The 14,394-nt window shown below is 64.6% G+C and carries 13 protein-coding genes; 5 read left to right on the top strand and 8 right to left on the bottom strand.

What is annotated here, in order from left to right; genetic code table 11:
* Nucleotides 1-50: 50 nt before the first annotated feature.
* Nucleotides 51-1,088 (top strand): aspartate-semialdehyde dehydrogenase, encoded by a 1,038-nt coding sequence (locus AC24YW_RS21340; protein WP_487484557.1) that lies wholly within the window; start codon nt 51-53, stop codon nt 1,086-1,088.
* Between the two features lie 110 nt (nt 1,089-1,198).
* Here the strand turns inward: AC24YW_RS21340 and queA are convergent, their stop codons facing one another.
* The 5 genes from queA to coaD all read right to left on the bottom strand — a co-directional run bounded on the left by queA (nt 1,199) and on the right by coaD (nt 4,404).
* Complete coding sequence (queA, locus tag AC24YW_RS21335; RefSeq protein WP_487484556.1) at nt 1,199-2,272, bottom strand: tRNA preQ1(34) S-adenosylmethionine ribosyltransferase-isomerase QueA; 1,074 nt, start codon at nt 2,270-2,272, stop codon at nt 1,199-1,201.
* Nucleotides 2,273-2,413: 141 nt separating this feature from the next.
* Nucleotides 2,414-2,878, bottom strand: a complete 465-nt coding sequence (locus tag AC24YW_RS21330; RefSeq protein ID WP_018642141.1) for a peptidylprolyl isomerase — start codon at nt 2,876-2,878, stop codon at nt 2,414-2,416.
* Nucleotides 2,875-3,300, bottom strand: a complete 426-nt coding sequence (locus AC24YW_RS21325; protein WP_487484555.1) for a hypothetical protein — start codon at nt 3,298-3,300, stop codon at nt 2,875-2,877. Before AC24YW_RS21325 ends, AC24YW_RS21330 begins: the two co-directional genes overlap by 4 nt.
* Before the next feature lie 8 nt (nt 3,301-3,308).
* A complete protein-coding gene (locus AC24YW_RS21320; RefSeq protein ID WP_487484554.1) occupies nt 3,309-3,872 on the bottom strand; it encodes a peptidylprolyl isomerase in 564 nt (187 codons plus the stop codon).
* Between the two features lie 34 nt (nt 3,873-3,906).
* The gene (coaD, locus tag AC24YW_RS21315) at nt 3,907-4,404 is read right to left on the bottom strand and encodes a pantetheine-phosphate adenylyltransferase (RefSeq protein WP_487484553.1); all 498 of its coding nucleotides are present in this window, start codon (nt 4,402-4,404) and stop codon (nt 3,907-3,909) included.
* Nucleotides 4,405-4,661: 257 nt separating this feature from the next.
* Here coaD and AC24YW_RS21310 point away from each other — a divergent pair, with 257 nt between their 5' ends.
* Nucleotides 4,662-4,919 (top strand): hypothetical protein, encoded by a 258-nt coding sequence (locus AC24YW_RS21310; RefSeq protein WP_487484552.1) that lies wholly within the window; start codon nt 4,662-4,664, stop codon nt 4,917-4,919.
* An 83-nt stretch (nt 4,920-5,002) separates the two neighbouring features.
* Here the strand turns inward: AC24YW_RS21310 and gyrA are convergent, their stop codons facing one another.
* The 3 genes from gyrA to AC24YW_RS21295 form a co-directional block, all read right to left on the bottom strand.
* The gene (gene gyrA, locus AC24YW_RS21305) at nt 5,003-7,735 is read right to left on the bottom strand and encodes a DNA gyrase subunit A (protein ID WP_487484551.1); all 2,733 of its coding nucleotides are present in this window, start codon (nt 7,733-7,735) and stop codon (nt 5,003-5,005) included.
* A 190-nt stretch (nt 7,736-7,925) separates the two neighbouring features.
* Entirely contained in the window at nt 7,926-8,324 is a 399-nt protein-coding gene (locus AC24YW_RS21300) for a DUF2306 domain-containing protein (protein ID WP_487484550.1), read from the bottom strand.
* Between the two features lie 148 nt (nt 8,325-8,472).
* Nucleotides 8,473-8,967 carry a single-stranded DNA-binding protein gene (locus tag AC24YW_RS21295; protein WP_487484549.1) on the bottom strand — a complete coding sequence of 165 codons (495 nt, stop codon included), beginning with the start codon at nt 8,965-8,967 and terminating at the stop codon, nt 8,473-8,475.
* A gap of 438 nt (nt 8,968-9,405) precedes the next feature.
* On the opposite strand from AC24YW_RS21295, the gene AC24YW_RS21290 reads away from it, so the two are divergent.
* From AC24YW_RS21290 to uvrA, 3 genes are all read left to right on the top strand, one after another.
* Nucleotides 9,406-10,188: an outer membrane protein gene (locus AC24YW_RS21290; RefSeq protein WP_487484548.1), complete on the top strand. Its 783-nt coding sequence runs from the start codon at nt 9,406-9,408 to the stop codon at nt 10,186-10,188.
* 239 nt (nt 10,189-10,427) lie between these two features.
* Nucleotides 10,428-11,126, top strand: coding sequence for an outer membrane protein (locus AC24YW_RS21285; protein ID WP_487484547.1), 699 nt, complete (start codon nt 10,428-10,430; stop codon nt 11,124-11,126).
* A gap of 278 nt (nt 11,127-11,404) precedes the next feature.
* Nucleotides 11,405-14,386, top strand: a complete 2,982-nt coding sequence (uvrA, locus tag AC24YW_RS21280) for an excinuclease ABC subunit UvrA (protein ID WP_487484546.1) — start codon at nt 11,405-11,407, stop codon at nt 14,384-14,386.
* Nucleotides 14,387-14,394 lie beyond the last annotated feature (8 nt).

Genomic DNA, 14,394 nt, shown 5'->3' with positions numbered 1-14,394 from the left:
GGCAAGCCCCGCCCTCGATGGTCCGGGGCTTTTTTGTTGTCTAAAACTCAATGGAGGACAAAGTGAGTAACGATCCCGTCGTCGCGATTGTCGGCGTCACCGGCGCGGTGGGCGCCGAATTCATCGCCACCATGGACAAGCGCGGCTTTCGCGTCGGCAAGCTCAAGGCGCTGGCGAGCGCCCGCTCGGCCGGCAAGACGGTGTCGTTCCGCGGGCAGAGCGTGGCCATCGAGGAATTGACCGAGCGCTCCTTCGACGGCGTCGACATCGCCCTGTTCTCCGCCGGCGGCAGCATCTCCAGGAAGTTCGCCCCCATCGCGGTCAAGGCCGGTGCCGTCGTGGTCGACAACTCCTCGGCCTTCCGCATGGATCCGAACGTGCCGCTGGTGATCCCCGAGATCAACGCGAGCCGCATCCGCGACCACAAGGGCATCATTGCGAACCCGAACTGCGCCGCGATCACCGCGCTGGTGCCGCTGTGGCCGATCCACCAGAAGAACCGCATCAAGCGCGTGATCATCTCGACCTATCAGGCGGCCAGCGGCGCCGGCGCCGCCGCGATGGAGGAGTTGGTCGAATCCACCCGCGCCAACCTCAATGGGCAGGTCTATACGCCCAAGGTGATGCCGCACCCCTACGCCTTCAACCTGTTCAACCACAACACCGCCATCGACCCCGAGACCGGCTACAACGACGAAGAGACCAAGGTCATCAAGGAGACCCGCAAGATCTTCGAAGACGAGAAGATCGCCGTCGGCGTCACCTGCGTGCGCGTGCCGGTGCTGCGCGCCCATTGCGAGGCCATCACCTTCGAATGCGAGAAGCCGATCAGCGAGGACCAGGTCCGCGCCATCATGGCGCAGGCGCCCGGCGTGAAGGTGGTCGATGACCGCGCCAAGAACTACTTCCCGATGCCGATCGACGCCTCGGGCCAGGACGACGTCCTGGTCGGTCGCATCCGCAAGGATCTCAGCGATCCCACCGGCCATTCGATCTCGATGTTCGTGGCGGCGGATCAGTTGCTCAAGGGCGCGGCGCTGAATGCGGTGCAAATCGCGGAGCTCTTGCCGCAGCGGGTGATGGCGTAACAGTTGCCGCAGGAGCAGGTATCGTAGGGTGGGCAAAGGCGCGCAAGCGTCGTGCCCACCGTTCTTCCCTGCATTCAAGAAAGACGTGGGCACGCTTCGCTTTGCCCACCCTACGGCTCTGCCCTGAACAGCAAACATGCATCGCCATAGGAATAGAATCGGTATCCGCTTGCGATCGCGTGCGCGTAGGCCTGCTTCATCGTGTCCAGCCCCGAAAAGGCCGACACCAGCATGAACAGCGTCGACCTCGGCAGGTGGAAATTCGTCATCAGGATATCCACCGCGCGGAAGCGATAGCCGGGGGTGATGAAGATCGACGTCTCGGCGGCGAATGGCTGGATCGTGCCGTCCTCGCTCGCTGCGCTTTCGAGCAGCCGCAATGACGTGGTGCCGACGGCGACGACACGGCCGCCGGTCTTTCGCGCGGCGTTGAGCCGCTCCGCCGTTTCGGCCGAGATCGTGCCCCACTCGGCGTGCATCTTGTGGCCGTCGGTGTCGTCGACCTTCACCGGCAGGAACGTCCCTGCCCCAACATGCAGCGTCACGCGGTTGAGGCCGACACCGCGGTCGCGCAGCGCCTGCTCCAGCGCCGGCGTGAAATGCAGCCCTGCGGTCGGCGCTGCAACTGCGCCCTCGTTCGCCGCGAACATGGTCTGGTAATCGGCGAGATCCTTGTCGTCGGGCGTGCGCTTGGAGGCGATGTAGGGCGGCAGCGGCGGGCTGCCGAGATCGGCGATGGCCTGGTCAAGCGCCGGGCCGTGGAACGAGAACCACAACGTCACTTCGCCCTCGGTGCCCTTGGCTTCGACCTCGGCGTCGAGGTGGCCGAGCAGGCAGACCTTGCCGTCATTGCCGAAGCGGATGCGGTCGCCGGGGGCGAGCTTCTTGGCCGGCTTCACCAGCGCCTGCCAGCGCGAGCCGTCGAGCCGCTTGATCAGCGTCGCCTCGATCTTCGGCTCGGTCTCGCGGCCGATGCGGCGGCCCTTCAATTGCGCCGCGATCACCTTGGTGTCGTTGACGACGAGCTGGTCGCCCGGCCTCAGCCATTGCGGCAGGTCGGCGACCACCTGGTCGCGCAACGCACCGTTCTCCACGACCAGCATTTTTGCGGAGTCACGCGGGCTCGCCGGGCGCAACGCGACGCGCTCGGGGGGCAGGTCGAAATCGAACAGGTCGGTGCGCATGTCGGTTCAGCGCGACAAAAGTCATTCCTCATCCTGAGGAGCGCGGAACGCGCGTCTCGAAGGATGAAAGCCCTGCTGCTGCAGCTCGGCCTTCATGGTTCGAGACGGCGCTGCGCGCCTCCTCACCATGAGGGGACGGACTTATTCCTTGTCCGCGGCCATCCGCGCCTTGACGATCTTGTCGGGATTCTGCACCGGCTCGCCGCGCTTGATCTTGTCGACGTTCTCCATGCCCTCGGTGACCTTGCCCCAAACCGTGTACTGGTTGTCGAGGAAGCGGGCGTCGTCGAAGCAGATGAAGAACTGGCTGTCGCCGGAGTCAGGGTTGGCGGCGCGGGCCATCGAGGCGGTGCCGCGCACATGCGGCTCCTTGTTGAACTCGGCCTTCAGCTTCTTGCCGGAGCCGCCGGTGCCGGTGCCGTGCGGGCAGCCGGTCTGCGCCATGAAGCCCTCGATCACGCGGTGGAACACGATGCCGTCATAGAAGCCCTCGCGGACCAGCTCCTTGATGCGCGCGACATGGCCGGGCGCGAGGTCTGGGCGCATCTCGATGGTGACGGGGCCCTGCGTGGTCTCGAGGATCAGGGTGTTTTCGGTGACGCTCATGCTCGTCTCTCTTGCGTTGGGGGTGAAGTCTTGTCGGGTGACGTCTTGCGGCTACGGAACTGGATCGCGAACGGACGTCCCGCGGCGGCGCCGGCCATTGCATCGGTAAATGGCACCGGCGTGCAGCGTTGCAACGCATCCATCACCGCGATCCGGTATTGCAGCCGGTCCTTGTCGGAGGCCTCCGCGGATTCATAGGTAATCCTCGGATGGCCCAGAATGTTTCCGGCCCGGTTAAAGCTCACCAGGACGGTGATGTCGAGTGGCCGGGCCCTCGCCGGCGACGGCGGTCTCCAGCAGGTGTGAAGGTGCCGGAAGATGTCCTGGATCGTGTCGACCTCCGCGGCCTCCACGGCCGCATGGGAGGTGCCGAGCAGCAGGACCGCGGCAACCAGCACGATCCTGCCACCGCGGCGCGCCATGGCCGCGCCTATTTGATGTCGGAGGCGACCTGCACCTTCACCATTTTGTCGGGATCGGTGACGGAGCCGCCGGGCGAGCCGGGGGGCGCCTTCTTGAGCTTGTCGACGACATCCATGCCCTGCACCACCTCGCCGATCACGGTGTACTGGCCGTCGAGGCTGCCGCCGTCGGCGAACATGATGAAGAACTGCGAGTTGGCGCTGTCGACGCTGTCGCCGCGCCGGGCCATGCCGACGATGCCGCGGGCAAAATGCACCTTGGAGAATTCCTGCTTCAGGTTCGGGTATTTCGAGCCGCCGGTGCCGTTGCCGTTCTGGCCGTCGCCGGTCTGCGCCATGAAGCCGTCCATGACGCGGTGGAACGGCACGTTGTTGTAGAAGCCCTCGCGCGCGAGCTGCTTGATGCGTTCGGCATGCTGCGGCGCGATGTCGGTCCTGAGCTTGATGACGATGCGGCCCTTGGTGCTGTCGATGACGATGGCGTTTGCCTTGTCGAGATTTGCCGGCAATTGCTGCGCCACCGCCGGCACCGCGAACAGAAGCGCGGCAAGAACTGCGAAAATTCGGATCATGACAACTCCGGATCAGAGAGAAGAGGAAGCGCCGTTATCCGGCGAATTTGGCCTTGAGCTGGGCCGCGACCTGCGGCGGGACGAAGGCCGAGACGTCTCCGCCCATGCCGGCGATCTGGCGCACCAAAGTGGCGGTGATCGGGCGGACCATGGGAGAGGCCGGCAGGAAGACCGTATGCACCTCGGCAGCCATGGCCTCGTTCATGCCGGCGAGCTGCATCTCGTAATCGAGGTCGGTGCCGTCGCGCAGGCCCCGGATCATGATGGTCGCGCCGTGCTTGCGCGCCGCGGTGACCGACAGATCGTCAAACGTCGTCGCCTCGAGCACACAGCCGGCCTGGGCCGCGATCGGACCACAGACATCATGAAGCATCTCGAGCCGCTCTTCTGTCGAGAACAGCGGCTTCTTGCCGGGGTGCACCCCGATCGCGACCACGAGCCTGTCGCACAGCGCCGCGCTGTGCCGGACCACGTCCAGATGGCCGTTGGTGATGGGATCGAAGGAACCGGGATAAAAGGCGATACGCGGCATGGCTCCCTCCTACCGCGCCCGGCCCCGCCCGGCAAGCCAGACGGGTTCCCTGGTCATTTCCAGCAAAGTAACCCGTCGGCGTCGGCCACGGCCGGTTTGTTTCGTCCTGAGGGCGCCCCACGAAACATTGGGGCACCGCGATGAAACCATTTCCCGCATCGGCGAAGACGTCCGGAAACTGGCCATGGTTACTAATCCAACCAACGAACACCGGGCCGCTTACTGGGCGTAGGCGGCAGCATCACAGGGGACCGTCAATGATCAAAGCTCTCTCAGCGATCGCTATCTCTGCGTTTATGGCCGCGGCCCTCACCCTCCTGCCCGGCTTTGCCCCGACCGTCGAAGCCAGCGTGCCGCAGCCGCTGGCCAAGAGCGACCGGCTCGATATCCGCACCGTCGGCCGTGACTGCTCGCAGCAGGCCTGGCCGAATTTCGAGGCGTCCTGCCTGCGCCGCGCCGGCAGCAAGGCCAATGTCCGCGAGGCGCGCCTCGTGACCGCCGACCGCACGCCGTAGTCGGGGCTGTCAGACCGGCGAATGGTCAGAGGCGAATAGCGAATATGGAGCGGCAACGCCTACGCTGCTCACTATTCGCCTCCCTACTCCCCGTTCGTCCCGTTCCCGTTCTCGGCCTCTTCGGTGATGTGCTCGACCGACACCACGTGCTCGTCCTCGGCGGTATCGAACACGATCACGCCTTGCGTCGAGCGGCCGGCGATGCGGATGCCTTCGACCGGGCAGCGGATCAGCTGGCCCTTGTCGGTCACCAGCATGATCTGATCGGCATCCTCCACCGGGAACGACGCGACCAGGTTGCCGTTGCGGTTGTTGACGCTCATGGCGACGATGCCTTTGCCGCCGCGGCCGGTGGTGCGGTACTCGTAGGACGAGGTCCGCTTGCCATAGCCGTTGACGGAGACGGTGAGCACGACCTGCTCCTGCGCCGACATCTCCACATAGCGCTCCTGCGGGAGCTGGAAGCTGCCCGAAATCTCCTCGGCCTCGGCATCGGCCGGCGCCTCTTCCGCGGCGGCCTCGCCCGCAACCGCGCGTCGCATCTTCAAATAGGCCGAACGCTCGTCCGAGCTGGTGTCGACGTGGCGCAGGATCGCCAGCGAAATCACCTTGTCGCCTTCGCCGAGCGCGATCCCGCGCACGCCCATCGAGGTGCGCCCGGTGAACACGCGCACGTCGGTGACGGGGAAGCGGATGCACTGGCCGCCGGCCGCGGTCAGCAGTACGTCGTCGCGCTCGGTGCAGATCTGCACGTCGACGATCGCCTCGTTGTCGTCGAGCTTCATGGCGATGATGCCGGAGCGGCGGACGTCGACGAAGTCGGACAGCTTGTTGCGGCGGACGTTGCCGCCCGTGGTCGCGAACATCACGTCGAGCTGGCCCCAGGTCGATTCATCTTCGGGCAGCGGCATGATGGTGGTGATGCGCTCGCCCTGCTCCAGCGGCAGGATGTTGATCAGCGCCTTGCCGCGCGCGTTCGGCGCCGCCATCGGCAGCCGCCAGACCTTTTCCTTGTAGACTTGGCCGCGCGAGGAGAAGAACAGCACCGGCGTATGGGTCGAGGCGACAAAGAGCCGGCTGACGAAGTCCTCGTCGCGGGTCTGCATGCCCGAGCGGCCCTTGCCGCCGCGGCGCTGGGCGCGATAGGCCGACAGCGGCACGCGCTTGACGTAGCCGGCATGCGAGACCGTGACCACCATGTCCTCGCGCTGGATCAGGTCCTCGTCCTCGACCTCGCCCTCCTGCTCCATGATCACGGTGCGGCGCGGCGTGGCAAACTCCGCCTTCACCTCGGCAAGCTCGGTCTTGATGATGTCGAGGATGCGGGCGCGCGAGCGCAGGATCTCGAGATACTCGCCGATCTCGCCGGCGAGTTTCGACAGCTCGCCGCCGATCTCGTCGCGGCCGAGCGCGGTGAGGCGTGCCAGACGCAGCTCGAGGATGGCCCTGGCCTGGTCCAGGGACAGGCGGATCGTGCCGTCCTCGTTGATGCGGTGGCGCGGGTCGTCGATCAGCGTGATGATGTCCTCGACGTCGCGCGCCGGCCAGTCGCGCGTCATCAGGGTATCGCGCGCGGCGGCGGGTGTCGGTGAGGTCCGGATCACCTTGATGATCTCGTCGATATTGGCAACGGCGATGGCGAGGCCGACCTGCTCATGCGCCCGTTCGCGCGCCTTGCGCAGCTTGTACTTGGTCCGGCGCGTGACGACCTGTTCGCGGAAGCCGACGAAGATCGTCAGCATGTCCTTCAGGTTCATCGTCTGCGGACGGCCGCTATCCAGCGCGACGGCGTTGACGCCGAAAGAAGTCTGCAGCGGCGTGAATTTGTAGAGCTGGTTCAGCACGACGTCGGGCACGGCGTCGCGCTTGAGCTCGACGACGACGCGATACCCGTCACGATCGGACTCGTCCCGCAGATCCGAGATGCCCTCGATCTTCTTTTCCTTGTAGAGCTCGGCGATGCGCTCGACCATCGTCGCCTTGTTCACCTGATACGGGATCTCGGTGATGACGATCGCCTCGCGCTCCTTGCGGATGGTCTCGAACGTGACCTTGCCGCGCATCACGATGGAGCCGCGGCCGAGATGATAGGCGCTGCGGATGCCCTGGCGTCCGAGGATGATGCCGCCGGTCGGGAAATCCGGGCCCGGGATGATGTTGTTGAGTTCGTCGATCGTCAGCGACGGGTTGTCGATCAGCGCGATGCATCCGTCGATGACCTCGCCGAGATTGTGCGGCGGGATGTTGGTCGCCATGCCGACGGCAATGCCGCCGGCACCGTTGACCAGCAGGTTCGGGAACCGCGCCGGCAGGACCACCGGCTCCTTCTCCGAACCGTCGTAATTGTCCTGGAAGTCGACGGTGTCGCCGTCGATGTCCTCGAGCAGCTTCAGCGCGATCTTGGTCAGGCGGGATTCGGTGTAGCGCATGGCCGCCGCCGGATCGCCGTCGACCGAGCCGAAATTGCCCTGCCCGTCCACCAGCAGCGCGCGCATCGAGAAGTCCTGAGCCATGCGCACCAGCGCGTCATAAATCGCCTGGTCGCCATGCGGGTGATATTTACCCATGACGTCACCGACGATACCGGCGGACTTCTTGTGCTTCTTGTCGGGCGTGAAGCCCTGCTCGTTCATCGAGAACAGGATGCGGCGATGCACCGGCTTGAGGCCGTCGCGCGCATCGGGCAGCGCGCGCGATACGATCACGCTCATGGCGTAATCGAGGTAGGACTTCTTCATCTCGTCGAGGATGGAGACGGGGCGAATGTCCGAGGGTTGCGCCGGCTGGTCGCCGGGCTTGTTGTCGTCGTCAGCCAAGGGGGAATCCGGTGAGTTTTTGTCTGGGAATCATATAGCGCATCGCACCCCTGATAACCACCCTTGGCGGGCCTCAGGAAGCGCTTTTTCCGTTCGTTTTTTCATGGACTTACCGCCACGACTGGAAGTTATTTCCGGACCGCTTTTGGGGGTCGGCGCTCCTGCGCCGGAGAGTGAATTTCGCCCCTGCTCAAGGTCCGAAAACCGCCGCGTGCATGAGCCGGCCGGGCATGAAGGTGAACAGCCCGGCAATGACGAGTGCGCCGAAGAAGATCGAGGCCATCGTGATCTTGTGGCGGCGAACATTGTGAGCTCTTGCAGCCATCACCCCAAGCACGAGCATCGCCAAAGAGAAGATCGAGAGCAGATGGATCGGGCTCCATGGACCGACCAGACGGATCTCGTGGATCCAAAACGAGCTGAGCGCCACGACGAGCATCAGCGCCACCCAGACCCAGCCCAGAGTCCGATGCGGAAGGGTGCCTTTGGGGGCGATGAACTGAACAATCCCGAGGACGAATGCAGCCATTGCGGCGAAGGCATGCAGCGGGATCGCCGGCGCAGCAGCAAGAAGCGGTCCAAGACTCATGCAGCAGCCCCCGATCGGCAGCGGCTCGCCGTCTGACGCACAACATGAGGCAAGCTCAGAAAATCAAGCTTTGCCCGTTGATTGACGAGAAATCCAAGCGCGGCACGCGAGCACACCGCTGCAAAGGACGAGCGCCCGCTGGTTGGCCTCAGAACGGGATATCGTCATCCATGTCGCTGTTGCGGCCGCCGCCGGCGGCAACGGGACGGCGCGGTGCGCTGCTGACGGGGCCGGAGGAGCCGAAATCGCCGCCCGGCTCGTCGCCGAAGCTGCCGCCTCCGCCGCCACCTCCGCGACCATCCAGCATCGTCAGCGTCGAGTTGAAGCCCTGCAGCACGACCTCGGTCGAGTATTTCTCGACGCCGCTCTGGTCGGTGTACTTGCGGGTCTGGAGCGCGCCTTCGACGTAAACCTTTGCGCCCTTCTTCAGATATTGTTCGACGATCTTGCACAGCGGCTCGGAGAAGATCACCACGCGATGCCACTCGGTCTTCTCTTTGCGCTCGCCGGTGTTCTTGTCGCGCCAGGTCTCCGAGGTCGCGATGCTCAAATTCGCGATCGGCCGCCCGTCCTGGGTGCGGCGGATTTCGGGATCCTTGCCGAGATTTCCAACCAGAATGACCTTGTTGACGCTTCCCGCCATCGCCGCTCTCCACTCCGAATGCCACTGAATTTCAAAAGGGCGAATCCGCTGCCCGCGTTCCTCCGCGCCCGCTAGGGCGACCCTATACGCTTGCGCGCACCGATCAGCCTGCCACTGCCAGGGTTATCCCCACATATAGCATCGCCTTCCATTTTGTTCCAGATTTGTTCCTCGCCGCAATGGGGCAACGATTCTGGCCCATTGCCAAAATAATGAGCGCACTCCAATGGAACTTTTTTGGGTTCCCGTGAACGAGGAAAACCGATTAAAATTCAGTAAGTTGTTCCATTTCATTTGGGCGGCAAGTGTGGCATTCCGGAGACGGACTCTGCCCTTTCCTTAGGCTACCTTTGCCTCGGAATTGATTCATACGAGCGTCGCATCTGGTCAGCCGCTTCGGGGACTTCATGAAGCGGACGAAACTTTGGGGAGACTGCAATGAATAAGATTCTGTTTGGTGCAATCAGTGCAATGGCTTTGGGGCTATCGGCTCCGGCAGGCGCGGCGGACATGGCCGCGCGTCCCTACACCAAGGCTCCGGCTCCGGCCGTCGCGGCGGTTTACGACTGGAGCGGCTTCTACATCGGCATCAACGGCGGCGGCGGCACCAGCCGCAAGTGCTGGGACTTCGTCACGCCAGCCACGGGCGTTCTGGTGGCTGAAGGCTGTCACAATGCGACCGGCGGCACGGTCGGTGGCCAGATCGGCTATCGCTGGCAGTCGGCCAATTGGGTGTTCGGCCTCGAGGGCCAGGGCAACTGGGCTGACTTCTCGGGTGACAACGTCAGCACCCTCTTCCCTGGAACCCCTTTGGTCACTGGTAGTCGTAACCGCTCCCACATCGATGCTTTTGGCCTGATCACGGGCCAGGTGGGCTACGCCTGGAACAACGTGCTGCTCTATGTGAAGGGCGGCGGCGCCGTGGTCGGAGACAAGTACGACGTCTATGCCGCGGCCGGCACGCCGGGCGCCGGCGCGCTGCTGGCGTCGGCTCGGGAGACCCGCTGGGGCGGCAGCGTTGGCGCCGGCCTGGAATTCGGATTTGCTCCGAACTGGACGCTCGGCGTCGAGTACAACCATATCTTCCTCGGCGACCGCACGATCACCTTCACGACGCCTGCGGGCGGTTTCTTCGGGAGCGATCGCATCCGCCAAGACGTCGACATGGGTCTGGTGCGCTTGAACTATCGCTTCGGCGGCCCGCTGGTCGCGAGGTACTGATATCCCTCTGATCTTGCGAGCGAATGGAGGGCCGGCCCCAGCGCCGGCCCTTCTTTTTTTGCGCCCCGATTCCCGGACGCAAATAAGCCAGTTACCATCACCTTTTCGGCTGTTGTGGCTTTTCGGAGACACAACTTGCGGCTTTGCTGGTGTAGAGACACGTCAGTTGGGCCGTCGAGTCCGATACCCTTCCGTGACGGAAGGCAACAACAGAAACTGGGACTGGGATTAAGTTGAAAATGAAAAAGGTTTTGTTGGCTTCGGCCTGTTTGTTCGCTCTTGCGGCCCCCGCTTCGGCTGCTGATCTCGCGGCTCGCCCGTACACCAAGGCTCCCCCGCCTGTCGCCGCGGTGTACAACTGGACCGGCTTCTACCTCGGTATCGTCGGCGGCGGCGCCTGGGAAAACAGCTCTGGCGACCCGCGCATGCAGGGCGGATTCGTCGGCGGCACCGCCGGCTACAACTGGCAGGCCTCCAACGTCGTGTTCGGTATCGAAGCTGACGGCGCTTGGGCTGACGTGAACGCCTCGGCGACCGTCCCAGGTCTCTTCGGCGGCGCCGTCCTTCCCGTGACCACCACCTCGCGCATCGACGCGCTGGGCACCGTGCGTGGCCGCATCGGCTGGCTCGCTTCCCCGAGCGTCCTGCTGTACGCCACGGGTGGTTACGCCTGGATCGACAACAAGATCACCGTCAGCTCCCCGATCGCAAGCATCTCCGACAGCAAGTGGCATTCGGGATGGACCGTTGGTGCGGGTGTCGAGGCCTTCTTCGCTCCGCAGTGGTCGGTCAAGGGCGAGTACCTCTATCGCAGCCTCGGCGGCGAGACCTACTTCTCCGGCATCGGCCTTCCGGTCAACACCGGCACCCTCGACCTCCACACCGTGCAGGTCGGCGTGAACTATCACTTCGGCGGCCCGGTCGTCGCGAAGTACTGAGCTTCGTCTCTGACGCACCCCGCGTTACGAAAGGCCGGCCTCGTGCCGGCCTTTTTGGTTTGGCTTGCGCGTTCCCGGAGCGGTTCCGAACGCTCCTGCTGCCAGATCCCGCCAGCACGCCAACAATCCGTTGACGATTCGCAAGTCCCACTGGAAATCCGCCGCCGTTCTTCCTACGTTCGCTGCCATACCCATCGGCGCCGATCCCGGTTCCGGGCGATGCGTGCCTTGACGTTGGCGCGATCGCGCACCTTTGGGCTTCCTTGAGGGCAACTCGGATGGATGAAGTGATCAAGGCGAAGCGCCAACAACAGAACGCGGGCTCGAGCCTGCGCGCAATTACGATCCGCGGCGCGCGCGAGCACAACCTCAAGAACATCGACGTCGAGATTCCCCGCGACAAGCTGGTGGTGTTCACTGGCCTCTCCGGCTCCGGCAAATCCTCGCTCGCCTTCGACACCATCTATGCCGAGGGCCAGCGCCGCTACGTCGAATCGCTATCGGCCTATGCGCGCCAGTTCCTGGAGATGATGCAGAAGCCCGACGTCGACCAGATCGACGGCCTCTCGCCGGCAATCTCGATCGAGCAGAAAACGACGTCGAAGAACCCGCGCTCCACGGTCGGCACCGTCACCGAGATCTACGACTACATGCGCCTCTTGTGGGCTCGCGTCGGCGTGCCCTATTCGCCGGCCACGGGCCTGCCGATCGAGAGCCAGACCGTCTCGCAGATGGTCGACCGCGTGCTGGCGCTGCCCGAGGGCACCCGCCTCTATCTGCTCGCCCCCGTCGTGCGCGGCCGCAAGGGCGAGTACAGGAAGGAGCTCGCCGAATGGCTCAAGAAGGGCTTTCAGCGCGTCAAGATCGACGGCACCTTCCATGAGCTGGCGGAAGCGCCCAGCCTCGACAAAAAATTTCCGCACGACATCGACGTGGTCGTCGACCGCATCGTGGTGCGTGCCGACATCGGCCAGCGCCTCGCCGAGAGCTTCGAGACCGCGCTGAAGCTCGCCGAAGGCCTCGCCGTCGTCGAGTTCGCCGATGCGCCCGCGGCTTCTGCGCCTGCGGAGGAAAAGAAGAAAACGGCAAAAATCCACGACAAGAGCGGGCCCGAGCGCATCCTGTTCTCGGAAAAGTTCGCCTGCCCGGTCTCCGGCTTCACCATCCCCGAGATCGAGCCGCGCCTGTTCTCTTTCAACAATCCCTACGGCGCCTGCCCCGCCTGCGGCGGCCTCGGTGTCGAGCAGCATGTCGACGAGGACCTCGTCATCCCCGAGAAGGACCTGACGCTGCGCAAGGGCGCGATCGCGCCCTGGGCCAAGTCGTCATCGCCCTATTACGTGCAGACGCTGACCGCGCTCGGCAAGCACTACAAGTTCACGCTCGACACCAAGTGGAAGGACTTGCCGAAGAAGACGCAGAACGCGATCCTCTACGGCTCGGGCGAGGACGAGATCAAGTTCTCCTACGAGGACGGGGTGCGCTCCTACGACACCAAGAAGCCGTTCGAAGGCGTCATCACCAACATCAACCGCCGCTATCGCGAGACCGAGAGCGAATGGGCGCGCGAAGAGCTGGCGAAGTATTTCCACGACGTCCCCTGCGAGGGCTGCAAGGGCTTTCGACTCAAGCCCGAGGCGCTCTCCGTCAAGGTCGGCGGCAAGCACATCGGCGAAATCTCGGAGCTGTCCGTGAAGGGCGCCGGCGCATGGTTCGAGACCGTGCCGGAGGCGCTGAACGCCCAGCAGAACGAGATTGCGGGTCGTATCCTGAAAGAGATCCGCGAGCGCCTCACCTTCCTGCTCGACGTCGGCCTCAACTATCTGACGCTGTCCCGCTCCTCCGGCACGCTGTCCGGCGGCGAGAGCCAGCGCATTCGCCTCGCCTCGCAAATCGGCTCGGGGCTGACGGGCGTGCTCTACGTGCTGGACGAGCCTTCGATCGGCCTGCACCAGCGCGACAACGCCCGCCTGCTCGACACCCTCAAGAGACTTCGCGACCTCGGCAACACCGTGGTCGTGGTCGAGCATGACGAGGATGCCATCCGCCTCGCCGACTACGTGCTCGACATCGGCCCCGGCGCCGGCATGCATGGCGGCAACATCGTCGCCGAAGGCACGCCCGCCGAGATCATGCGCAACCCGAAATCGCTGACCGGCAAGTACCTGACCGGCGAGCTCGAGGTCGAGGTGCCGGAACGGCGCCCGCCGAACCATCGCCGCACCATCAAGGTGGTGAACGCGCGCGGCAATAACCTCAAGAACGTCACGGCGGAGATTCCGCTCGGCCTGTTCACCTGCGTCACCGGCGTCTCCGGCGGCGGCAAGTCGACGCTCTTGATCGACACGCTCTACCGCGCCATCGCGCGCAAGCTCAACAATGCCAGCGAGGGCGCCGCCCCGCACGACCGCATCGAGGGTCTCGAGCACATCGACAAGATCATCGACATCGACCAGTCGCCGATCGGCCGCACCCCGCGCTCGAACCCGGCGACCTATACCGGCGCCTTCACGCCGATCCGCGAATGGTTCGCCGGCCTGCCCGAAGCCAAGGCGCGCGGCTACGAGCCCGGCCGCTTCTCCTTCAACGTCAAGGGCGGCCGCTGCGAGGCCTGCCAGGGCGACGGCGTCATCAAGATCGAGATGCACTTTTTGCCGGACGTCTACGTCACCTGCGACGTCTGCAAGGGCAAGCGCTACAACCGCGAGACGCTGGAGGTGCTGTTCAAGGGCAAGAGCATCGCCGACGTGCTCGACATGACCGTCGAGGAAGCCGCCGAGTTCTTCAAGGCGGTGCCGCGCGTGCGCGAGACCTTCCAGACCCTGCACCGCGTCGGCCTCGATTACATCCATGTCGGCCAACAAGCGACGACGCTCTCGGGCGGCGAAGCCCAGCGCGTCAAGCTCGCCAAGGAATTGTCAAAACGCGCCACCGGCCGCACGCTCTACATCCTGGACGAGCCCACCACCGGCCTGCACTTCCACGACGTCAAGAAGCTGCTGGAGGTGCTGCACGAGCTGGTCGCGCAAGGCAACACGGTCGTCGTCATCGAGCACAATCTCGAAGTCATCAAGACCGCCGACTGGGTCATCGACCTCGGCCCCGAAGGCGGCGACGGCGGCGGCGAGATCGTCGCCTGGGGCCCGCCGGAGGACATCGCCAAGGCGCCGCGGAGCTATACGGGGAAATTCCTGGCTCCGGTGCTGGAGAAGGCGCGGAAGCCGAAGCGGAGGCGCGCGGCGAGCGAGGCGGCGGAGTAGAATCTCTA

It is taken from the genome of Bradyrhizobium sp. USDA3516, from assembly GCF_057651995.1.
Note: the sequence above shows the minus strand (reverse complement) of the source record. Positions and strands in the feature narration are given on the sequence as shown.